Genomic DNA, 24,300 nt, shown 5'->3' with positions numbered 1-24,300 from the left:
CACACGTCTTCTATTTTGATTCTAAGTTTGGAATTACACCTCCCAATGCACATCGGGGAAGTTGACGCCCTCCTGCGGATGAGCCTCAAAATACGCCTTCACTTTTTTGAAAATGCGCAGGTATTCGTATTTGCGCTCATTCATCTCTTTTTGAGTGACAGGAGAACCGTTCCACTCGATAAACTTTTGATACTTCTTCTTGTCATATTCGCCCAACCAATATGCCAGTTCTGCCCACCATGTCGGCATATCGAGGCGATTATCAAAAACGAGTTGCATCTTTGACAGCTCGGCAATGATGGGAGGCAATTCGGTCTTTTCGCTGATGCCTATTGCCAACACATAAAAGCTATCTTCGTTCAGATTTCTCCGAAGAATGTTTATGCGGAGCGTGTCGCTTGTTGCGCCAGCAGGTAATATCCGCTCGGTGGAGAATGGCTGGAAATGCACACCTGCTTTTGCTGTTGTTACCGTATCTATCACCTTCAAACGATAGCTTCTTGGTGATGTACTCGCCGAACCAACTGCTGTTAAGGGTATGCGTATCACCGTATCGGCAACGGAATAGGGTAAACTGCCCATGGCGAGACGATAAGAAGCACGTTCAAAACTGATTCCCGATGCGCCTCGAAACGAAAAACTTTCATCCTGCGTGCACGAACAAACATTCAATGCCAACATCGCGTACAGGCATAAATGCCACATTATAGTGTATGCTTTTTTCATTGCGATTCGTATTTTCTTTTTCAGTCTTTATTTTCTTCACTCGCAGGCAGAGGCAGTATGTAAGTTGCATCGTTTGGCTCAAACACTTTACTGTTGAGCCCCTCCATCGGCATTTCGAACCGCTTGTAAGTAAAGAAGATATGTCCTTCTCCCCAGTATTCTTTCTTTATTTCATCCACAAGCACTTGGCGGAAATTTTCTGGTGTATCAATATCTGAAAATGAAAGAGGCTGCAATCCGCGAGCGGTAATCACGGTGTTGAGCGCTTCGAGAGAAGCGTTGCGGTCGGTATCGTACAATGCTTCAGCCAGGATATAATACATCTCGGGTAATCGTATCATGTTTATTCCAGGTATTCTGCCCGCCTGCCACTCTTGCGTCTCTTCATAGTTTTTGTCGTACAGCTTGGTGAAAGCCACAATTGGCCGCCCCCAATTAGTCTGTGTGAAGTATGCCTGAAAACGATAATCGTTGTTGGTTGGGGTAAAAGTAGACGTACTGAACAGACGTTTGTAATTATTTCGCACCATATTACAAGTGGCGGTACTACGCGCTGGATAGAACGCTTGCCGAACATCAAGATAGGCTTTTGGTGCATTGAGCACCCAAACACATTCACTCGTGGCAGCATACCCCATAAAGAGTTGCAACACTTTCTCTTCTTTCACCATCCGGTAAGGCCCTTCCGTCACCTCTTTGGCGTACTTAGCAGCTTCGCTCTTGTTTCCTGCCCAAATATATACTCTTGCTTTAAGAGCCTTTATCGCATAACGACTGACATACATTTCAGCAGGTGTGCGCTTGGCTGACGATGATGCTAACAAACTATCGGCTTTATTTAGGTCGGCAAGTATGTGCTGGTAGCATTCGTCGACGGTGAGTCGTGGCGAAGGTTGCGTACTTGTTTTGGTAACATAGGGAATGGAAAGTTCGTGAGGACGAGAATAGTTCGGAGCAAACAAACGCAACATATCGAAATGTAGCATAGCTCGCAAAGCCAACGCCTCACCTTTATAAGTATCTAAATGCGCAAAATGTTTCCCCTCGGCTTGTTGAAGCAAGTCGTTTATGGTATACACTGCAAAGAACGCCGATTCCCAAATACGATCTATTTGCTTCCTTACGTCAGTGTCGCGATATTGCAAGTCGTAAGTTTTTGTCAGCGTAGTGAGTGCTGCCTCGTGGTCGTTATAATACAACTGCGCAATCTCGTCAACAAATCCGAACGACAATTGGCGGCCGTAAAGATTTGGCTTTGCCAATGTTGCATATATTCCTGTAAGTACGTCCTCGAAACCTTGTTCGTCGGCATACATTTTCTTTCCGTCTATTTGTCCGGGCGTGTCTATATCCACAAATCCGCATCCTTGCAACATTGTTGTTGTAAGAACAAGCGGCAACAATAAAGTGACTATTATATTTCTCATATCTTTACATTCAGTCCTATTTCAAAAACATGTGCGAAAGGATAGGCAAGTCCGCGCTCACGCTTGATGGTGGATAGATAAAAAAACTGCCCCGTAGAAAGCGAGATGCGCGCATCTGCAACGCGGCATACGCGACAAAGGTTGCTCGGAACTTGATATGCCAGCATCAACGATGTACCCTCCAGCACATATTCTTTGGCAACAAATCTCGATGTTGGTGGTGTTGCCTCACGCAAGGCAATGTGCTTAAAAAGTGCCGCATTGCCTGGTTCCCGCCAACGACTGTAAAAAACACGCCTATCTACGTTGGTGAGAGGATCTGCCCCTTCCACTTTTGTGGCAAGCGTACTATTATATAATGTTGCACCTAATCGGTAGTTGAACGCAGCTGTAAGCGAAAAATCTTTCCAGGTTGCCGAAAAGCCCCATGTGCCTTGTACCCTTGGCGAGGTATCGCCCACCACTTGTCGCTCATTATAGTCATAAGTGTAAGTATATTCACCATTTCTTTTGATAAACACCTCTCTACCATTGGCTGGGTTGATACCCGCAGAGCGCATCACTTTGAGAGCCGTGAGCGATTCGCCTTCCGCATAAAGAGGAACGGGCAAACGACTGTTTCCCTGCTTCACGTTGTCGGCATTGCGATTGCGCAGATAGTCGCTTATCTTCACTATTCGGTTACGGTTGTGGCTCATCGTAAGGTAAACATTCAAGCCTAACGGTCTGCCGCTAAAAACGCGCCCTCTAAGCGAGAGTTCAACACCTGCATTGCGTATCTGCCCCAAGTTTTCTTTGCCATTCAAAAAACCTGTGTGAGCAGGTTTGGCAACAGTCATCACCAAATCGTTGGTGGTGTTTAGGTAAGCATCGAAGCTTCCGCTTACACGATCGTCAAATAGCGCAAAGTCGACGCCTGCATTACGCTTCAAGGTGCGTTCCCATCTCAGATGGGTATTTGCCAATGCCGTTGGTACAGCTCCTATCTGGTTGTTGTAAATCAAATCCGAACGATAGCTATATGCCTGCCTTGCTTGATAAGAATGGAAATTCACGTTGCCCACAATGCCTGCGCTGGCTCTAATTTTGAGTAGCGTTACAACGCCATGATTCATGAAGCCTTCTTTGTGCACGTTCCAACCTATGCCCAACATTCCGAAAGGAGCATATTTCTGCTGTGCACCAAATTTAGAAGATCCTTCACGACGAAAAGAAGCGTCTATAAAATAGCGGTTATCATAGACGTACTGCGCATTGATATAGCCGCCCAACATGCGTGCACGATCTCGGTTACCTTGCGGAGTAGACCCTTCGGCAAAAGATTTCGCCATGGAAGCATGATCCACCTTGTCGGACAACAGTCCGGTTGCAATGAATCCATCAGATTTTTGCTCTATGGCTTGAACGTTTGCTCCCAACGTAAGATTGAGCAGGTGCTGCCCATACTTACCCAATGCTTTATTCCATACGGCAAAAATACTGGACGATATATCGGCATGACGACTGTGCAAGATGTCGAAACTCCCCCGCTTTTGCTTTTCCACATACAGAAAGCGTTGCGACAACGGCGAGAAAAAGCTCTCATCATCGGTTTGTGTACTGGTCAATGCTGCCGTGCCCTCTATGCGCAATCCGCCACCAATGTTCCATCGCAGGCGCAGACTATTGCTCATGGTGCGAGCGCTACTATTGATATAGCTGCTCAAACTTTTCTCATAAAGGGGATTGGGCTTTCCAAAAGAAAGTTCGTTGTTTAATACCCCTGCTGCGGTATAGGGGGCATCATAAGGATTAAGCAGCGCATAGTTACTGAAACTACCGTAAGGCACATCGTCGGTCAAGGCGCTTTCCACTCTACCCGTATATTGGATGAAAAGCCGTGTCCAGTCTCCGTACACCAGATTGACATACAATGATGCCGTATGTCGATTGCTCTTTTGCATCAGTCCGTTAGTGCCACTATAGCCTCCCATGAGTCGATAACGAAAAATATCACTACCGCCCATGAACGACAGGTTATGCTGATGTGTTACGCCTGTACGTAGTGGCATACGCAACCAATTGGTATTCACGCCCGCTTTCACACGATCCAGTTTTTCGTAATACACTTTCTGTCGCTCCAAGTCGGTTTGACTACTGCCTTTCAAGTCGCCATAAATACCTGCCATACGCTCGTATTCCAATTTTTCTGCGGCATTGAGCAGACGGTAAGCCGAAAGGTCCGCAACCGACAGTTGGTAACGCCCATCGTAATCAACCTGCAACCGGCCAGCTTTTGTGGGCATCGAAGTAATCACAACCACACCATTGGCCGCTTTAGAACCGTAATATGCAGTAGCAGCGGCATCTTTCAACACCGAAACTTGCTTAATCGACGCAGGCTGCAAACTAAAGATCACGCGCACATCTGTTTCCACTCCATCGAGAATAAACAACGGCAAATTAGTACGATCGCCCTCCACAAAACTACTGCGCCCACGCAAAACCATATCGGGAATATGGTTGGGGTCTGCACCATATTCATTATTGGGTATCAGTTCAAAACCCGGAGTATTGTTCTTGATCATATCCAGCAGGTTCGTATTTGTCTGCCTGATGAGCGTCTCATGGTCTATAACAAAACTCGCCCCCGTATAACTTTCTTTTCGCTTGTTTACATACCCCGTAACAACTGCCTCGCTTATCTTTTCCGCCTGTTCGTTGAGAACAAAATGATAAGTAGTACGACTTTCCGACACTTTCAGCACTGCAGCTTTGTACCCCAGCAACTGAGCAGAAAGTTCAACAGCCGTTGCAGGCAACTTGATAGTGAAAAGGCCTTTTGCATCGGACTGTGTGGTAGCCAACACCTTTTTGCCATCTGTAGCTTTTATAGAAACATGCTCCAAAGGCGTTCCGTCGTCAGCATGCACCACGCCGCTTACCATACCCTTTTGGGCTGAAAGCGGCAAACAGAAAAAAAATAAGACAAGTATATAAAGGCTACTTTGAAAAAAGCAACGAGATATTATCATCACCTAAGTTTGGGTTATTTTGCGGTGCAAAGGAGGCACAATTCCGAAAATAGGACAATACCCTCAAGTGGGTATTTCATAAAGTAACAAATACAGCACAACAGCTATTCCGGACAGCTGGCACTCAGCATCGTGAACGAATCAGCAGAATGAAACAAAAATATTTATATTTTATTTTTTCACATCTGAACAATTAAAATGCTTAAAAGCTTCTGGAGGAGAAGAACAAGCACTACCTGCCCATCCGCAAATATCCTTATAGCGTTTAAAAATACAATAAGGCTGTCAGCTGACATCCTTATTGCGTCAGCCCGCGCCCTTATTGTATTTGTGAGCGCAACAAATAAGACCGCAATTAAGAGAAAACACACTCCTCCCCAGAGTTTGTTTTTTCGTTGTCACGTCGTCACGTTGTCACACTTTGAGCATAACTAACTGAAAATGTATGGATTGCCCCCGTGACAACAGTGTGACAACAAAAAATGTTGTCACACACTTAACTACCTATTTATCAGACTGTTTACGCAGCCGTGACGGCGTGACAACAAAAATTGAGTTTTTACTGGTAGGAGTGATTCAACGATTGCAGTGCGACGCTTGCCAACAAAAATCCGCAATACCGACTTAAAGGTACTGCGGAGAGGACAATTCTATTAGAACATAATATAACGTGAGTTCGACGAATTCACGTTATTTAGGATTTATTCTCCTGTCCAGAGTGGGTAGCCATTGTAGCGGTAGAACCCATCTACATGAATATGGTTATGAATAAAATACATATTATAGGCGTGCACGACATCTGAGGATTGTGGACTCGATAACCAATAATTGCTGGTTACACCTACATTGTAGAGCGTTCCATTAAAGTTAGAGCCTAAAGCTGGAAGATAAAAATAGTGAGTTATATTGACAGGTTTGCCCGAAATTGGCGTATTAACATAAGACATGTGGGTTCTTCGATAATCAATTGCTACGCCAGACGTTGGATCAGTGTAGGATTCTGCATTAAATCCAGAAATTTCAGTTTTCTTTTTAAGCCATATTCCTCCTTTGTATAGATGAGACATCATACTCCATAATGTTTCGCCATCCCAGTGTGGATCACCTTGCATGATATACCAAAATGCTTCATTTACATTAGGACAAGCCTGACAAGAGTGAGAAGCCTGTGTTGCGCCAGCGTCATTCACCCCATTGTACCAGCGAGGGTCGGAATTGTTCTGAGCATAGTTTGAATTTGACTGATCTATCACTGTCGGATAGTCACTTACACCATACCAATATTCCTGCTGTGCGTCCCACATGTAATACTTCCTGTCGCTGTAATCCTTTGGCGTGAGATTGGCGGTCACATCGTACACCTTGTTGGCCTCGTAGTTCTTGCCTACGGGCAGGGTCTTGGTGATGACTCCCTCTACATTGGTCACTGGATCCTTGATGTAATAGTCCACAGTGAGCGAGTGCGTACCTGGAGCTATAACCATATAGGCGGCGTTCGTTGCTAAATTCGTAATGGTGTTAGACAAAGGGAAACCCGGTGCAGATACTTGTGTGTAGATGTTTCTCGTTATGTCCCAAGGACCATTTACCATACCTGTCCCCAGCGTGGTAAGGGTGATTTCATTAGCAGCATTAGCCGTAGGGGCTGATGAAAGGCCGCCCATTGAGAGGGTATAGTCGCCTGCAATGGCATTGTCCGACTTCACTACAATCTTTGTCAGATAGATATTCTTACCAAGTTCAGCGTTCGTAACGCGGGGCAGGAAGCAGAGATAAGCGGCCTTGTGGTTGAGCATAAACTCAAAATGGTCGCCCACACGAGTTGCAGTAGATGTGCCGCAGTCGCCCACTCCGCCTATATGTTTAGCTGTGTTAGGGGCGGTCTGAGTCTGAGTTGTTGAGATGACCACCTTGTCAGAAGTAGCACCTGCTGATGCACCGGTGTAATACACTTCATAGCTGTTTTGAGCCGTATATGCACCAGGCACTTGGAAGCGCGCCGTGGGTTGAGTAGCAGAGATATTGGTCATAGTGCTTTTCTGCAGCGCATTGTTATCGTCCTTTACATAGATTTGATCTCCTGGTTCCCAGTAGAAGTCGCTTCCCGTGAGATATTGGTGACCACCCATAGAGGTACGCGGAGCATACTTCATTAAGCGATTGGAAGATACACAGGAAAAAGCAGTCAGCTCTGAAGAATTATCTGTTTCTTTTCCTTCTGTGTGATCAATGTTTTCATCTCCAGCACAACCTGCCATAAAGGACAGCATTCCTACAGTGAGGAGGTTTAGATAGATTTTGTTTACTTTCATTGTCTCTATTTGTTTATTATTTTGGTTTACTAAAGTTTTTTTACGCATGCTCGTTTTATCTCTATTCTACACTCAAAGAAAGAGAAAGAGCGGATGCTTAATCCCACAAACTGAAACTGCTAGACTGATTCCATTCTCTCCGAGTGTCGCCCATAGAACCGCCCGACTCACCGCTATTGTGACCATTGTTGCCACTATCGCCGAGATCGCCTCCTGAAGTAGAACCATTATGACCACCTTGGAATGAACCGCAGAGCGGCTGCATCTCTGTGCTAATATGCAGCACATAGGACTCGGGCTTGGTGTAGCTCAGTTTTGCTATTTGTCCTTTGTTCATAATAAAAAAATTAAACTTGATATTTTACTAGTTAGTTCTGAATGATTTTTGCGAAAAATACTATTATTACGTTCTTATATCACCTTGCTTGGGGATACAAAAAAAATAAGCAGAGGAAACTCTTGAGAGTCCTTTGCCTATAATTGCCCGCGAGCTTCTGCCGCGAGCTGTAATATAGAAAATACTAAATGAAGAGAATATAAGCGGAAGTACGCCTATATTATAATATACTATACAGAGAGAGAGAGAGAGAGAGAGAGAGAGAGAGAGAGAGAGAGAGTATAAAATTATTTGAAACTGCCAAATAATTCAACACTTTTTTCGCAGAAAAGCTTACATCCCACAGCTCTATATATGTATCTTTAGCGGATAAAGAAAGATGATGCAAATTCTTATAATTCTCTAATACGTTCATTCAATGGTTGTTATAGCCAGCCGCAAAAATACAGAAAGTTTTTCGGAAAGGCCAAATAAAAACACAAAAATATAAAAAGAGAGTATATAAGAATACAGATTCATCCCCGAATTGCACTGGTATTTATGAGTAAAGAAAAATACCAACGCAATTCGAGGATGAACCTCTTATATTTCTATAACATCTGTTTGCAATGGGGCTTTCTGATTATCGATGAAAGTTTGGATTTGCTGAAGCCATTCAGCTTGATTGGCTGTCCCCATCCTGCACCATGATGCACCAAACCAATAGGTCCAAAGTTCACCACTCTTTATTCCGTTCTTTATTCCGACAGCATTGCCAACGATACCGTTTTTCTTATGCCCTGCATCACGAATGAGTCGAGTCGTATCAATGCCTTCGGGATATATCGTAGCAACATATATCTGGAAGTTGTGGCGTTCGGGCGAGTCGGTGGGATCGCAATATGCTATATAATTCTTATTGAAAATGAGGTCGGCAGTATTGTCAGTATGTACAACAACTCCACTAACAGCAGTCATAGGGCGATTAAAACCATCGTACCATACCAAGATGCGGTTGAAACGTGAACCTTTATCGAGCGTTATCACTCGATGCTCCACCACTTCTTGCCCATCAATAATCACTTTGGGATATTCAAGTTCGAAAGTGACACGAAGCGGCCCATTGTCCAAAACCTTATACTCCTTGTATGCCCACGGCATGACAATACTATCTCCAATCATAACGGCAGGTGCTCCGCAACCAAGACTCGGCCCAACTTTGTAACAATCCAACCCGCGACCGTGATCTATATGGTATGACTTACTATTATAAGCCGCATTTGCTGCTACTTTCTGTCCTTTACGCCGCAACTGATCACGCTCCTCGCAAGCCTCACGATGTAGTTGGTAGCGACGGCGGGCGTCCAGTTCTTCAGTTGACTTCACCCACACATCAAAACCGAAAGCCTTCTCTCCGCTGCGCTGCAGCAATGGTCCATAGGCACGGTAAATACAAAGGTCGTTTTCCCATGCTACATCGTCTGCACGCCAATGCGATAAATAACTATCGACATAACGACGAAAGGCCTTTGGTACGCCTGTTTCTACAACAAAGCGAGCTTCGCCATGGGGACGAACCGAGACCTCTACAAGCAACTTACCGTCGTGGGTAAATTGACGGGGAAGCTGCTGATCGTATGAGTCCTTTACAACTATCTGCTCAATCCCCTCCACGCTCAATAACTTACACACCTTAGAAGCATCAAATGCTACAATCTCATGGCGTTGGACATCCGACGTGTTTCTAACAGAAAGCATGACTTTGGAAAAGGCCGCAAGAGAGATGTGCAGAAAAATAAGAAGAAATACTATCCTTTTTGTAGAGAACTTTTTCATATCCATTTTAGACGGCAACATTTGTAAAAGAATACCGCGCTACTTAATATACCTGTAATACTCACAAGCAGCTAACAACATAGCTCCCACACCAAAATTTGCTTGTGAGTCTGCATCAACAATCTGTCCGGAAATTGCACGCTCACCAATAGGCTGCACATAGCCCACCTTGCCATCGGCCTGCACGGCTGTTTCTGATAGATATTGCCATGCTCTATCGATACATTTCTTATAGTCCTTCTTTGCAAGATAACCGTTGTTTACACCCCATAGTATACCATACGCAAAGAATGCTGTACCGCTTGTTTCTGCTCCAGGCGCATGATCGGGATCCAGCATAGAACGAGTCCAATAGCCATCCTTTTGCTGTGTCTTTGCCACGGTGTTGGCAAGACGACAGAACTTATCAACAAAGAACTGATAATGCTTATAATCCTTCGGCATATCTTGTAGAACCTTAGCAAGTCCGGCAAGTACCCAACCATCGCCACGAGCCCAAAAATCCTTTTTCCCATTGATGCTCTTGTGCTTCGGATATACATAACGAGCATCTCGGAAATACAATCCCGTTTCTTCGTCGAACATGATACGATCAGAATAAAGTAGATTCTCGTAAAGTTTGTCGAGGTATTTTGTATCCCCCGTGAGCTGGTACATTTTTGTCATTACCGGCATCACCATATACAGAGCATCACACCACCACCAGTAGTCATCGTTCTTGGAATAAGCTTCATAGTGCATCACTTCCTTTGCACGCTTCACCATGAAATAATTGTCGGCATCAGTGCCACCACTGGCAAGCGCAAGATTATACAGATCGATATATGTTTGGAAACATATCTGCCAATCGCCGAAAAGCACAAACTCTTTGCCCTCACCATAAGTGGCATACTTCCAACGGCGCGGATCAGCCTCAGTTGCTCCACTCCAATTATTATAGTAAGCCCAACGGCGACTGTAATCAAGTTGCTTTTCATCTTTCAACACTTTATACGCCTCCATGTTTCCCGTATGGTAAGCAGCATGATGCCAATGCGCACGCACCTCAGCTTTATGGTTCTGCTGCCAGTAGGTATTTACACGATTTATTAGCTCCTTCACTTGATCGGTTGTCCACGTCTTTGCAGACGAAGGGAACGCCACTATCGCTAATAAAAGAAACAGACATACTTTCTTCATTGCTATTTTATTCATTGCTATTTTATTCATTGCTATTTTATTCATTGCTATTTTATTCATTATTACTTTTTATCATGTTATTTTATTTACGCAATAAGAGAACACTATACCCAAATCGAACCAGAATCCACAAGTGGTGGTTATCGGTCAACTGCTTCGATTCCAATATCGTCCTTCCATAAAATGCCGTTCATAGGAATTTGTCGACAAGGAGCAGGTACGAATATCAGTGCTGGTGCAAATTTATAAAATCCCATGTTTTCTGACGCCTTATTATTCGCATTAACAATAAGAGATTCTTCTCTCAAGATTTTTATCACCCCAAAAGCTGCAAAAAATCATTTCCATTTTTAACTTTCTATTCCCATATTCTCCTTTTATTCATGAAAGCTTCCGACAAACCTTTTTCATTTCAAACTTCACCCTAAAAGAAATATTACACTTTTAGGGGTACTCTTTGCTTTTTCTCATTAAAATAGCGGCAAAAGCCTTACTACACGGCCTCCTCATAAATAAGGATACAACATTTAGAAGAACACTTTTGAGGCATCCTCCACAGTTTTACCTGTTTTATTAGTTCAAAATCCCCATTAGAGGGTATTTAGTATCTCTTAAAATCTCCTCAATTTTGCACTAATTTAATCCACTGATAAAAGATAATGAATTATTAAAACTTAGATTCTCTAAGAAATTCTGCATGATAAGACGGTTCATACTTATGGTTGTGTTGTTTTTCAGCATGGCTCTAACTATATCAGCACAATAGGTTGTCAGTGGCAATCATTTAGGTCCATTCACACGCATCTACATGAACGGAGAGGAAAAAATAGACGCAAAGGATTTCACAACGAAAGTAAGTCAATCCAGCTCTTCCATCAATCTCCATATCGATGCGTTCAAACTGGGGCGTATGCCTGGCAACGTCACCATCAATGCTAACAACATTGTGCTGAATCCTAATGAAACATTTAAAAAAAACTATATTTTGATGAATATCAAGTATCTACTTATTTTCGGCTTCTTCATGTTACTCGCCTCCTGTTCTTCTGATGAGAACTTAGAGAAGAAAGATGCTGCAGAAGCATTGGTGACTGAGACAAAAAACTTCTTAAATGGAGATTTCGTACTCAACACACGCGTTTTGATGAACGGAGTAAATAAAACCTTACTCCCCAAAGGATGCCCCACAAAGGTTAACTTCAGCTGGAATAAACCAAACAAGAACATCTTTACCATTCGGTTAGATGAATTTACAGTGGGACAAATGCCCCTTGTCATCACTTTTGCTTGCGATGCGAAAATTATGCAGCTCACTTCTTGGGAAAAGAATGAGTACAAGGGAGATGGCTGGGTAAAGTTTCAAGGAGTTGACGGCCAGCTTCTTATCAACAACGAAACAAAGAATCCCGTATCGAAAGGCAGTTCAGTGAAAGGCTTCTATAATGTCAAGACACATGAGATTAACTTTATCATTGATTTCAATATGATGAACGTGAGCTCCGAGTGTTTCTTGCAAATTGTTGATAAGAGCCGCACCAACAACTATGAGGCGGAATTTAAGAAGTTCGAAGAAGAACTCGAAGCCTATAAGAAAGAACACGGCTTGTAAGAAGCTAAAGAAAAAGAAATGTCATGAAGGGTAGTGGGAATAAATAATTTTCACTCCCCTTTTTGTGAAGAAGAACGATTATGCAAAAGAAAATCATACTACTTATTCTCTTCTGCTTTGCCTGCTCCATAAATGTTTTGGCAGAGCACAAAGTGAAGGTGACTGTGGTGGAGAAAGGAACACAACATCCCTTAGTGGGTGCACTGGTGAGCTTTTCTACCAACAAAGAACTTACTCATGCTATAAAAGCAGTCACAGACACTGATGGTAAGGCTCTTCTCATTTTGGAAAAAGAAGATATAGCCCACTATTTTTATAAGATAAGTGTAACAGGTTATGTTCCTATCACAGACATTCTCCCACTCGCAGAAAAAGAACTGAAGGTGGAGATGAGCGAGGACGTGATGTATATCAACGGAGCAGTAGTCACAGGCTCCAGAACAGAACGCCCCGTGAAACTCTCACCCATCACCACACAGGTTTTGGGCGGTAAGGCGCTTGTCGATGCTGGATATAGCGATTTACAACACGCCTTGCAACAAGAAACACCGGGCATGAACATCCAGAAAGTGGGCTTCGGCAACGAAATCTCTATGCAGGGACTCGATGCGCGCCATGTCCTGTTCCTCCAAGACGGCGAGCGCATGACGGGCGATATGGCGGGCAACCTCGACTACGAACGCTTCAACCTCCACGCCATCGATCGCGTAGAGATTGTAAAGGGTGCGAGCAGCACGCTCTATGGAAGCCGTGCTTCGGGCGCGGTGATCAACCTCATTTCTAAAAAGGCCACAAAACCGCTCGATATTCAGGCGGGTATGAGATGGGCACAAAGGAATGAGCGCAACTACAAGAATCCTCAGCCCAAGGACTTCCTCTATATGTTTGAGAAAAACAGCGACCGCCCTAACCTGCAAGCGTGGGTTTCGGCAGGTATGAAGCAGGGAGCATTCACCTCACAAACGGATGTGTTGTACAGCGAAAGCGATGCGTTCTATATGTACCAGTCGGAACACGACAAAAAAGTGTACACAAAAGAGGCCAACCCATTCCTCCCCCACGATATCACACTGACAGGTGCGGCCGAACGTTCGCCCATGGGTATTGAAGGTACGGAGCACATCTCTGTGGCGCAGAAGTTCTACTACGAACCCAGCGACAAGCTCTCCTTGCAGGTGTATGGCTCTATGTTTTTCCTCAACTCCTACGATTTGATTCAGGACATGACCTTCTCGCAGAGTCGCGACTTTATGGCAGGAATGAAAGCAAGATACGACGTGAAGAATTGGTTCTCTGTGAACCTAAGTTTGCACGGCGATTTCTACGACCGCTTTAAGCGTCATGAGCGTATCGACGAACGAAAGAAAGTCTACAAAAGTCGTATCCTCGAACCGCGCCTCACGCTAACAAGCACCTACTTTGCCGGACACAGCATGATCTTCGGCGTGGAACACACTACGGACGACCTCACAAGCGACCGCTTTGTTAATCGCAAGATGACCACCCGCTCGCTCCACGAAACAGAATACTTCTTGCAGGACGAGTGGACACCCAACGACCATTGGATGCTTTCCACGGGCGTGCGCACCAACTTCTCCAAAGCGTTCGGCTTCATGTGGATGCCGAAAATTGCGGTGAAGTTCTCCCCCGACAACCATTGGGCTATCCGCGCCAACTATTCTATGGGATATCGCGCACCGAGCATCAAAGAACTCTTCTTCAACTGGGACCACTTGGGTATGTTCCAAATCAGAGGTAGTGAGGAGCTCAAACCAGAAAAGAACAACTATTTCTCCATTGGTGCAGAATACAGCAAAGATCGCTTTTTCATCAACGTGAACGCTTACGGGAATTTCTTCCGCAAAAAGATAGAAGGTATCTGGCACATCTATGATATGCAGTACAACTTCGAATACATCAACCTCAGCAGTCAGCGTATGTTGGGCGTTGAAGCACTTCTGAAATGGCGCATGACGGACAACTTCACGCTCAACGCCACATATAGCTATGTGAATGTGAGCAAGCAGAATGGCATTCAGGTAAATACCACTTCGCCCCATGCTGCAACGGGTAGTCTCGACTATGTTTTCAGTCGCCCCAACTATCGTCTGAAAACCATCTTCAGTGCTTCGCTCATGGGCGAAAAGAAATTCGACGTGCAAGATCGCGTGTGGGTGGAGGAACACAAGAAGAGCTACGATGCATATTTCCGTTGTACGCTCCCCGCCTATGTTTTGTGCAACTTGGCTGTGGTGCAAACTTTCTACAACAAGGTGAAAGTGACGCTGGGTGTTGATAATATCTTCAACCATGTACCTCACACCTTGGGCTCAGGTATCACCATGTTCAACGTACCTGCCACCTGCGGAGCAAGAGGATATATGCAGTTGGAATTTCTCGTCGACGATATTGTAAAATCATTAAAACGTAAGAAATGAGACATTTTCTATTTACCATAATGGCAGCGGCCGCTCTGCTTACCTCCTGCGTGGACTACGATGCTCAACCTTTCACGGGGAAAGAGCTTCCACGAACTACAGGCTACTCCACAGGCGTCACCAATGATTGGCTCTATATCAACCTGCGCACAGGGCAAATGTTCAACCGCAATAAGGTGAACGAAGATATTGCCGAGGGAGAACAGAAAAACCGGCTCGACTGGGACATCGCCTTCTGCGGCTACCGCTTGCGCACCAATAGTGGCACTTCGGGCAACGGACTAGGGGCTGCGGCCGATTTGGGCAAGGGACAGTATGAGAAATGGACTTCTGTGTCGCAACTCCCTTCTGACTTGCAATGGGCAGTAGACGACCACACGGTTTCTATCACCATGTCGCGCAAGGATTGGAACAGATATCTCATCGCTAACCATCTCAACTTTGAAGAAAACCCTTGGTTCGACCCCAACAATGGCCCAGCTACGACGCTAACAGATGCCAACCCCATTTTGGCAAAGGCAATGACCTTTACAGGGCCTCCACCTGTTTATACGCCGTCTTTCCACACTTACATTGTGAGAACTGCCGACGGAAAACGTTATTTCAAATTGCAACTCATCAGTTGGTACAAAGCCAACATTAAAATTGGCGATACAGGAGGGCAAATAAGTTATTATTGTGATGAATTAAAATAAGAACATGGAAACGAAAGTAAAAAAGAATTATTGGGGGAGAACCATCGCTTCCTTTCTCCTCGTTCTCTTCTCTATGCCACTGGGACATGGTTTGATGATTTTGATGGAGAAGTTTATGAGCGAAGGCGCAATGCATGTTGCGGGTTTCATGCTGGGCTTTGTGGGTTTGTGCATGGTCATCATAGGCGTCTTTGTCAAAGGCGACACGCGTCAAACGCTTTGGGGACTCATCGGCGGATTACTGTTCTGGACAGGTTGGGTAGAGTTTCTTTTCCTCTACTACGCGCGCCGCCACGGCGTGAATCCTGAAATCGAGAATGGAGTAGTTGTGACAAAGCCGGAATACCTCATCTTGCCTGCTTCCTTTGGTATGTGGATGATGATGATGGTGATGTACGTCTTCAGCACGCGCAACGGTTGCGACTTCATCACATGGATTCAGAAAGTATGTTTCAAGGACAAACGAAAGGTTATCGTCACGCAACCCATGACGCGCCACACAAGTATCGTCACCTTTATGGAAATCAACATGATTCTTTGGGCGCTCTACTTGCTCTTGATGTTCTGCTACGATAAGAACTTTCTCGGCGATCACCACCCCATCACGTTCCTCGTGGGAATAGGTTGCTTTATCGGTTCCATCTTCATGTTTAAGAATCAACTCAAGTTGGCTTCTTGGGGAGCTAATATCCGTATGTCCATCGCTACGGTCATCATCTTCTGGACGCCCGTAGAGATTTTGGGACGTATAAATTTCTTCCACGAATTTTGGGTAGAGCCCGATAAGTATGCTTTCGAGATGAGTAGCATCCTCGTTGTTTTCATCGCCTTAGGTATCTATCTCTGGCGAAAAGGTGCTGTGAAGAAACGCACTAACGCTCCTCAAACTTCAGCAGAAAAAGAAAATTAAGAGGTACGCTTCTCTGCTCTCTCAGCTAAAGGAGAGCATAAACTGCAAAGAGGATGTAAGCTTTTAATGAGTAAAAAGTGAATTGTACACCTATGTACAGCTGGTTGTACATAGGTGTACAATTTTTCTTTCCTCATTGCGCATCCTTCTCCTCCTCTTCTCTGCTTCTCTACCTCTGGATAAAGCAGAAGATTCATATCTCTGTGATCACTTACAAAAAAGAAGAAAAGAAATGAAAAAGGCTGCTTGGCGCAAGCACCACAAATGGTTCGGACTGATATTGGGTTTCTTCATCATCATGTTCTGCGTGTCGGGACTGGTGTTGAACCATGCTGAACTTTTCTCAAATGTCAATATCAGTCGCTCCGCACTTCCTTCCGACTATCGCTACAAACAGTGGAACGGCGGACTCCTGCGCGGAACTATACGCTGGCAACAGCAGGTGCTTATCTATGGCAATAGCGGCATTTGGCTAACGGATAGCACGGCAGCGTCTGTCACCGATTTCAACCAAGGACTACCCCACGGAGCCGACTTCCGCCAAATTCGCGGAATGGTCACTACGCCCGCTGGCGAAGTCTTTGCGCTGGGGCAGTATGGGCTCTATCGTTTGCAGCCCAATGGGCAATGGAGCGAAGAGGCTCTGCCTCGGGAAGAGGACGAAAAGCTGAGCGACATCACCACACAGGGCGACAGCCTCATCGTGACGGGTCGCTCGCACATCTTCCTGGCTCGCCCTCCTTACGCGAACTTCGCCCGCATCAGTCTGACGAAAGCAGCTAACGACGAAGGTAAAGTATCGCTATTTCGCACCATCTGGTTCTTACACAGTGGGGAGCTTTTCGGAATCGTGGGCGTACTCCTCGTTGATAGTATCGCAATCGTCCTCATTTTCTTAACGCTAACGGGCGTTGTGTACTGGTTTCTCCCCCATTTGAGCAAAGAAAGAGGGCGCTTGCTTCGGCGCAAACTTTCGGCATGGCACAACCACATTGGAAAACTCACCATTGCCCTGACGCTTTTTCTTTGCATCACGGGATGGATGTTGCGCCCACCAGCACTCATAGCTATTGCTTCGGGAAAAATCCCTCCCATCCCCTTCACCACCATGGATAGCAACAATCCTTGGCACGAAAAACTCCGCACGCTGCGCTACGATGCTGATGAGCAGGAATGGTTGCTCTATTCCTCTGAAGGCTTCTTTTCTCTCAAGGATTTACACGCACAACCGCAAGCTCTGACAACGCAACCGCCCGTGAGCGTTATGGGCATCAACGCGCAGGAGAAGGACAGCCAGGGGCAGTGGCTCATCGGCTCTTTCTATGGTATGTTTCGCTGGAACAGAAAACAGGGCACTGTGACCGATTATTTCACGGGGCGCCCCGCCGAACCCATTCGCGGAATCCCCCTTGGGAAAAATGCCGTGGCGGGGTTCACCTCTCACTTCAGCAAATCTCCCATCGTTGTCGACTACTATCACGGCACTCCCGCCCTCCCCATGCCGCCTCGCATGGCTTCCCTCCCCATGTCGCTGCGCAATGTCTGCATAGAAATCCACACTGGCCGCATCTACACCTTCTTAGGCAAAGGCACTCTTTTATACATTTTCCTCATAGGTCTGGCCCTCGCTTGGTGCATTTGGACAGGTTGGAAAATTCGCTACAATAATCATCGGACAAAACACTAATCCCATATATCTCCACCTACAATAATTGTCCTTCCCTCCTCACTACCCGCAGTGAGGGGAAGGACAATTCTGTAAAAATACAATAAGGGCGTCAGCTGACAGCCTTATTGCGTCAGCTGACAGCCTTATTGTATTCTCAAATTCAATAAGGATATTTACGAGTACATATATAGCACTTGTACAACATCTCCAGAAAAGTTTCAAAATGAAGCCTTTTGAGGAATTTCCCTCTTTTTAGTGGGAGCAAAGAGGTTACATACAGATGTTTTCTCTGCCAAATATATGCTTCTGTCCCCGTGATTCTCTCCATACGAACTTGCTTTTTTCTCCCATAAAACCTTATTTTAGTGAACAGCCGTTGCCGAAAACGAATATAAGCTCTAACTTCGCACAAAAGCAAAATAAAGGTAAATATAAAAGCATAAAACTTTGACCAATGAAACTACGTTCTCTTAAATATATCTCTTCCGCACTCATGGCGTTATCCTCACTAACGGCCCATTCCATATACCCAGATTCTGTGCTGCAACAAAAGATGCTGCTTGAAGAACAGGCCTTTCTGGCAAAGATGAAACCAGGATTGCAACACACGCAGATGCTTGCTGTTCGTGCTGCCATGCAAGGCAACGATTCGAACTTACAAAAAATAAGAGAGAGCAGGAATCAAGCACCGACACTACCGGAAAATGTCAAAACGTTTTACCCTTCACCTAACATCTGTTTATTCTCTCCGAAGAAAGCCTCAACGCGCAAACGCCCCATACTGCTCTATCTGCATGGCGGCGGATGGTGTTTTGGCAGCATCAACAGTTGCGCCCGTTTCTGCGCTGCTGTTGCCTTGGAGGCAGATTGTGTTGTGGCCGCGCTCAACTATCGCCTCGCACCGACTCATCCTTTCCCCGCTCCACTCGAAGATTGTCAGCGAGCCATTTCCTTTCTGAAAGCTCATGCGGAGGAGTGGAACTGCGACTCTACACAGATCTCGATTGGAGGAGATAGTGCAGGAGGGAATTTGGCATTGGCAACAACCATGTCTGTTCCCAATATCTTCAAAGTCATTTCTATCTATCCTGTCACAAAACTCTTTACAGAGCAGACGGCTTCGTGGGAAAAGTATGCGAAAGGGTATGGAAATGATGCAGAACTACTTGAGGCATTCAACGAGGCTTATGCCCATCACAACGAAAAGAATCCGCTTGTGTCAGTAGGTTTATGTAGCGACAAAGCATTGAAGGCTTTGCCGCCAGCACTCTTTATCTCTGCTGGTCACGATATTCTGCTGGATCAGACTGCCGACTTTGTCAAACGGTTACAAAAACTGAACCGCCCCGTAACCTATCATATCTACCCAACCGCTTCGCATCTGTTCATAACCGTCTCTGGACAGCCCACAGCATTTGCCGAAGCAGTCAAAACCGTCAGTAATTTCCTAAACGACATCCAATAGAAAAAGAATTTCAACAACGCTCTTTTTATATGTTACCACATATAAAATCCTGAGAGATTGTAGGAAAACACTTGGCTATCACCCTCTTTTCTAACTCTTCAAAAAATGTGTCCGAAAAAAGAAAAAGAGTCAGAAAAAGGCGAATACAGCCGTTGAAAAAAGCATCTGCAAATGCTATGTTAGAACATAGACTTACAGATGCTTTTCTATATTGTGTTGCAGAGGGTGTACCTGCCGCTATTTATACCCCTTGTTCTGTGTCAATTTTCCGTTAAGGTCGAGCACGTTTTGAGGGATGGGGAAGACAGTGAGATAGGCATTGGTATCGAACTCGCCAAAGCGAACGAGATCGTTGCGGCGCCAACCTTCCCACATGAGTTCGAGAAGTCGCTCGGTGAGCAGATTTGTCAGCGTACACGAGCGGAGGGGCATTCCTGCGCGGGCGCGGACGGCATCAAAGGGGGCTGAGCCATCATCGCCATTGCGCACAAGGGCTTCGGCCTGCATGAGTAGCACGTCGGCATAACGATAGAGCACAATGTCGTTATTCTGTAATCTCCCATCGGAATAAGCCTGGCGATCCACTTCATATTTCTTCATGCGTGCACCCGCTGTTTGTTCGTAAGGAGATCCCGTGAGGTTGTCGCGCACTTCAAGCGGATTGTAAACAAGCGGTTTGCCATTGTCGAGCATTACCACCTTGCCGTCCACACTGACCGTATCGGCAAAGAAATCCATCGCCCAACGCGTGTCGAGATTCTCCGTTCCGTAGCCGAAAGCACGAACGGTGGAGAGAGTGGCCGATGTACCGTTTTCGGCATCCATACCAAGGGCTGAACCGTGGGCATAGTGGCGACTGCGGAAGAGATAAAGGAACTGATTGGCATAAAGAAGCTTGTCCATCGGAATGACAAAAATGTTTTCAGCTGAAGTTTCGTTCTGAACGGAGAAGTTCTTCGCTGGATCGGCTTCAAGACCATAGCCCGCCGCCGTGAGTTTCTCGCAATAAGCTATAGCAGCCTGCCAAGCATTCAGTTTATGCCCATCAACCTGGAAGAACAAACCACTCCCCGAAGGGCGATGCGCATCCGTCCAATCGTCGTCGGCATAAATTTCCGCATTGAGATAGAGTTTTGCCAAAAGGAACCACACCACAGGCTTCGTCACTCGCCCATAGTTTGCCCCCACATAGTTGCTCCGCTCCATAGAGAGATTGGGCAGAGCAGCATTGAGCTCGTTCAGGATAAAGGCGTAAGTTGCGCTGCGCTCTGTTTGCCCCGTTGTTTCAGGAGTTTCGGAATAGCTGGTCACAAGTGGTACACGTCCGAAGAGGTCCATAATGTAGAAATAGTACATTGCCCGAATGGCGCGCACCTCCGCCGTATAGCTCTCATACTGCGCAGATGTCAGCACATTGCGATTGCGGTCTATTTTATAAAGCGAACGATTGCAGAGCATGACCACCTTGTAAAGATAATTCCAAGTGTTTTGCAGCGGCTCTTCCGAATCTGTCCACTGGTGGGTGTGCAGACGTTGCCAGAAACCACCATCATACCAGTCGCCGCCGCGAATGGGTAGCATTTGTTCGTCCGTCGTCAGCGAATTGAAGTCGTAAACGCCGCGCGGCGTCCCCATCAATCCCTGACTATCTTGGTTTCCTCCGATATAGTTGTACAAATTGTTCACAAGATGAAGCTCCACGCCAGCAGCCGTGGCGTAAGCATCCTTTTCTGTCAGCTGCCCTTTGGGATCTTCACTGAGGCATCCCGTCAGCAGCAGGCAAAGTGCTATGGTAAAGAGCGATTTCTTCATAATCAGAACTGTATTGAAAGTCCGAAACTATAGGTGCGATAAATGGGATAAGTGCGTTTGTCGTCAATGCCGATAGTGCTATTGACGGCATAGCTATTGATCATGGGCGTCAGTCCGCTGTAGCTCGTTATCGTGGCGAGATTGTTCACCGACATAGAGATGCGCAAACTGCTGATATAGCGCGACCACTGCTGCACGGGGATGTTCCACCCCACCGTCAGGTAGTCGAAATTGAGATAGTTTCCGCTCTCCAACCAGTAGTCGGAAGCTATCTGGTCGGTAATGTTGGCCGCAGGCGCTTTCGCCATCACGTTGTAGTAAGGGAAGCTGGTCATGTTCATGTAGGTCAGCGCTGTGCCGTTGTATATCTTATGCCCGAACGCGCCATTCATTTGCAGCGCCACATCGAAGTTTTTGTAGCGGAAACTAATGTTCGAGCCGAGCGTCATCTTTGGCGTGGCTTGTCCAGCAATGTAGCGGTCGCCGCTGTCGGAAAGGTCTATTTTTCCATCCTTATTTAAGTCGGCGATATCATAAGCATAACTACCATCAGCGCGCTTCACAAGACCTTTACAATGGGGCAGATAGAAAACACCCAAGGGTTGTCCGATAATTTGATAAACAATATTGTTGTCGCCACCGTGGAAGCCGGCACCGTTCAAGCCTCCAATGGGCGTCACCGTAGAGGCCGACAAATAGCGTCCTTGATAGTTTCCACTCAGCGATAGGAGTTTGTTTTTCTGGAACGACACGTTGACATTGATGTTCAGTTCCATATCCTTGCGCTGCAAAGGGGTGACGCCAAGCCCAAATTCAAAACCGCTATTGCTCATAGAGCCAAGATTCGCCAGCATTTGCGGATAAACGAAAGGAGGTACGGGCACATCGTACATATAGAGCATATCACGCGTACGAGAGTAGTAGTACTCCGCCGTCAGCACCACGCGGTTTTTCCAAAAGCCCATATCAGCTCCCACATTGAAGGAACTGCGCGTTTCCCACTTCAAATCGGGGTTGGCATTGGAGAGGATGCCAAACGTGGTGGCGGGTGTGCCTTTCCAAGAAATCACCCCAACGGGATTGAGCAGGAGGAGCGAATTATAGGAGCGTATGCCGCCCGTATTGCCCGAAAGACCATAGCCGGAGCGCAGTTTGAACGTATTGAACCACGCTGTGCGCATTTGGGGAAGCGTATTGAGCACGTCCCACGTTGCCGACACGGAGGGGAAGAAGCCCCATTTGTTGCCCGAACCAAAAATGGAAGAACCGTCGGCACGGATGTTGCCCGTCAGCGTGAACAAATCGCGGTATCCATATTCGGCTTGTGCCATAAAGGAGGTGGTATTTGTATTTTCATAGCTACTGCCTGTGCCGCCATAGGGGCGCAGACTGCCAGCTGCCAGATTGTCGAAACCGAATTCGTTACTGGTGAAGCCTTTCACGGTGGTGTAGAAATCACGCTGTTCGAGTTTTTGCAATTCGGCAAAGAAGAGCGCACTCAGTGCATGACGGCCAAAGGTGTGACTCCAACGCGCTTCCAGATTGCCCAACCAGTCTTCGCTCTTGAGTTCGGAGCGATAGGCCTGCCCTTGTGCCCACAACCAGGTGGGGAGATACTGCCCGTTGGAAGAGGAGTTGTAGGAATAAGAGCCAAAAGCCGAGAGGCTCACATCTTTCGACAGGCGCGCTGTCAGTCGGAGATGGGTGTTAAAATTCAGGAGCTTATCCTTGTCTTGTTCATTAAGGAGCGCGCCTGGCGGTACGATTTGTGAGGCTTGCGAATTGCGATCCCAACCGCCTGAAGCCTTAGGGGCATAGTCGAGGGTGGGATTCTGCGCGGCTGTGGAGTAGAAGAGTTTTTGCACGTCAAAGATATTGTCCTTCTGCATCGAGGTGCCGAAGAGTCCCATGTCGATTTGTAGCAATCCATCGAAGGCGCGTTGCATCAAATCGACCTTTGCGGCAAAATTGTTGCTGCCATGAAGGCGAATGATAGAATTATGGTCCATGCGCGCCAAGGAGGCTCGATAGTTGGAATTCTCACTGCCCCCACTGAACGCTAAATGATGATTTTGGATAAAACCTGTGCGCGTGATGGCGCGCTGAAAGTCGGTGTTGAATCCACCGTCTGGAATTGTCAGTCCGAGGCGTGCCACTTCGCTCCGATACTGCGCGGCTGTGAGCATCGGAAGGGTTTTATAGACGGATTCCAGTCCCAGATTGGTATCGTAGGAGATATGGAAATGATTGCCCGCGCCTTTCTTCGTCGTCACCTGTATGACGCCCGAAGCTCCGCGCGAACCGTAGGGGGCGGTCTCTGCTGCGTTTTTCAAGATGGCGAAACTCTCAATATCGGCGGGGAAGATACTATTGAGCGCGGAGAGGTCGCTATATACCCCATCGATAATCACCAAGGGATCGTTACCTCCCGTTAGAGAAGTAGTACCGCGCACGCGTACCGAGGAGAGCATTGCCATGCGGTCAGCACCGCTCGAGGCAATATTCACACCTGCCGCCTGCCCACTGAGTGCCTCCAGCGGAGTACCCACTAAGCCTTTGTTCATGCGGTCGCGGGTGATGACATCTGCCGAACCTTTCTGACCGAACAATATACTATCTGTGTACAACTGCGGAATGGTGGTCTGTGCCACGGCAGAGACTCCTAACATTTCCGACATCAATAACAAAAACAACAACTTCCTTTTCATGCGTTCCTGTTTTTAGAGGGGTTACAAACTATCCTGAAGAGACCGACTGTTTTCTCGTCTATATCCTTTCTTTTGCGAAAATACGAAATTTCTCAACAAAATACACAGAAGCCTTAGTCAATGTGCAAATAAAGAGAAACTAAAAATAGTAGTGCGAGATATTATAGGTCCGAGTCCTTTCATG

The 24,300-nt window shown here is 46.3% G+C and carries 15 protein-coding genes; 6 read left to right on the top strand and 9 right to left on the bottom strand.

Going from position 1 to position 24,300, the window contains the following annotated elements; genetic code table 11:
• Positions 1-33: 33 nt before the first annotated feature.
• The 7 genes from FHS60_RS03945 to FHS60_RS03915 form a co-directional block, all read right to left on the bottom strand.
• Complete coding sequence (locus FHS60_RS03945) at positions 34-726, bottom strand: DUF4843 domain-containing protein (RefSeq protein ID WP_183695311.1); 693 nt, start codon at positions 724-726, stop codon at positions 34-36.
• Between the two features lie 20 nt (positions 727-746).
• Positions 747-2,153, bottom strand: a complete 1,407-nt coding sequence (locus tag FHS60_RS03940; protein ID WP_183695308.1) for a RagB/SusD family nutrient uptake outer membrane protein — start codon at positions 2,151-2,153, stop codon at positions 747-749.
• A complete protein-coding gene (locus tag FHS60_RS03935) occupies positions 2,150-5,167 on the bottom strand; it encodes a SusC/RagA family TonB-linked outer membrane protein (protein ID WP_221189639.1) in 3,018 nt (1,005 codons plus the stop codon). The genes FHS60_RS03940 and FHS60_RS03935 overlap by 4 nt, the downstream gene beginning before the upstream one ends.
• Before the next feature lie 701 nt (positions 5,168-5,868).
• Positions 5,869-7,479 carry a hypothetical protein gene (locus FHS60_RS03930; protein ID WP_183695301.1) on the bottom strand — a complete coding sequence of 537 codons (1,611 nt, stop codon included), beginning with the start codon at positions 7,477-7,479 and terminating at the stop codon, positions 5,869-5,871.
• A gap of 97 nt (positions 7,480-7,576) precedes the next feature.
• Entirely contained in the window at positions 7,577-7,816 is a 240-nt protein-coding gene (locus FHS60_RS03925; RefSeq protein ID WP_183695298.1) for a hypothetical protein, read from the bottom strand.
• Between the two features lie 582 nt (positions 7,817-8,398).
• The gene (locus tag FHS60_RS03920) at positions 8,399-9,553 is read right to left on the bottom strand and encodes a DUF4861 family protein (protein ID WP_183695295.1); all 1,155 of its coding nucleotides are present in this window, start codon (positions 9,551-9,553) and stop codon (positions 8,399-8,401) included.
• Positions 9,554-9,670: 117 nt separating this feature from the next.
• Positions 9,671-10,810 (bottom strand): glycoside hydrolase family 88/105 protein, encoded by a 1,140-nt coding sequence (locus FHS60_RS03915; RefSeq protein ID WP_183695736.1) that lies wholly within the window; start codon positions 10,808-10,810, stop codon positions 9,671-9,673.
• Between the two features lie 988 nt (positions 10,811-11,798).
• Here FHS60_RS03915 and FHS60_RS03910 point away from each other — a divergent pair.
• The 6 genes from FHS60_RS03910 to FHS60_RS03885 all read left to right on the top strand — a co-directional run bounded on the left by FHS60_RS03910 (position 11,799) and on the right by FHS60_RS03885 (position 19,596).
• Positions 11,799-12,419, top strand: a complete 621-nt coding sequence (locus FHS60_RS03910) for a DUF4903 family protein (protein ID WP_009347162.1) — start codon at positions 11,799-11,801, stop codon at positions 12,417-12,419.
• A gap of 80 nt (positions 12,420-12,499) precedes the next feature.
• Positions 12,500-14,857, top strand: a complete 2,358-nt coding sequence (locus FHS60_RS03905) for a TonB-dependent receptor domain-containing protein (RefSeq protein WP_183695292.1) — start codon at positions 12,500-12,502, stop codon at positions 14,855-14,857.
• Entirely contained in the window at positions 14,854-15,552 is a 699-nt protein-coding gene (locus tag FHS60_RS03900; protein WP_183695289.1) for an HmuY family protein, read from the top strand. The genes FHS60_RS03905 and FHS60_RS03900 overlap by 4 nt, the downstream gene beginning before the upstream one ends.
• A gap of 4 nt (positions 15,553-15,556) precedes the next feature.
• A complete protein-coding gene (locus FHS60_RS03895) occupies positions 15,557-16,462 on the top strand; it encodes a hypothetical protein (RefSeq protein ID WP_183695286.1) in 906 nt (301 codons plus the stop codon).
• 175 nt (positions 16,463-16,637) lie between these two features.
• Entirely contained in the window at positions 16,638-18,149 is a 1,512-nt protein-coding gene (locus FHS60_RS03890) for a PepSY domain-containing protein (RefSeq protein ID WP_262886679.1), read from the top strand.
• A gap of 436 nt (positions 18,150-18,585) precedes the next feature.
• A complete protein-coding gene (locus tag FHS60_RS03885; protein ID WP_183695280.1) occupies positions 18,586-19,596 on the top strand; it encodes an alpha/beta hydrolase in 1,011 nt (336 codons plus the stop codon).
• 237 nt (positions 19,597-19,833) lie between these two features.
• On the opposite strand, the gene FHS60_RS03880 is transcribed toward FHS60_RS03885, so the two are convergent.
• Both FHS60_RS03880 and FHS60_RS03875 read right to left on the bottom strand, forming a co-directional pair.
• On the bottom strand, positions 19,834-21,408 hold the full coding sequence (locus FHS60_RS03880; RefSeq protein ID WP_183695277.1) for a RagB/SusD family nutrient uptake outer membrane protein: 1,575 nt from the start codon (positions 21,406-21,408) through the stop codon (positions 19,834-19,836).
• A 2-nt stretch (positions 21,409-21,410) separates the two neighbouring features.
• Positions 21,411-24,116 carry a SusC/RagA family TonB-linked outer membrane protein gene (locus FHS60_RS03875; protein ID WP_244957423.1) on the bottom strand — a complete coding sequence of 902 codons (2,706 nt, stop codon included), beginning with the start codon at positions 24,114-24,116 and terminating at the stop codon, positions 21,411-21,413.
• Between the last annotated feature and the right edge of the window lie 184 nt (positions 24,117-24,300).

Origin of the sequence: Alloprevotella rava, assembly GCF_014195585.1 — a bacterium.
GTDB lineage: Bacteria > Bacteroidota > Bacteroidia > Bacteroidales > Bacteroidaceae > Alloprevotella > Alloprevotella rava.
This window is presented reverse-complemented; position numbering and strand designations above follow the sequence as displayed.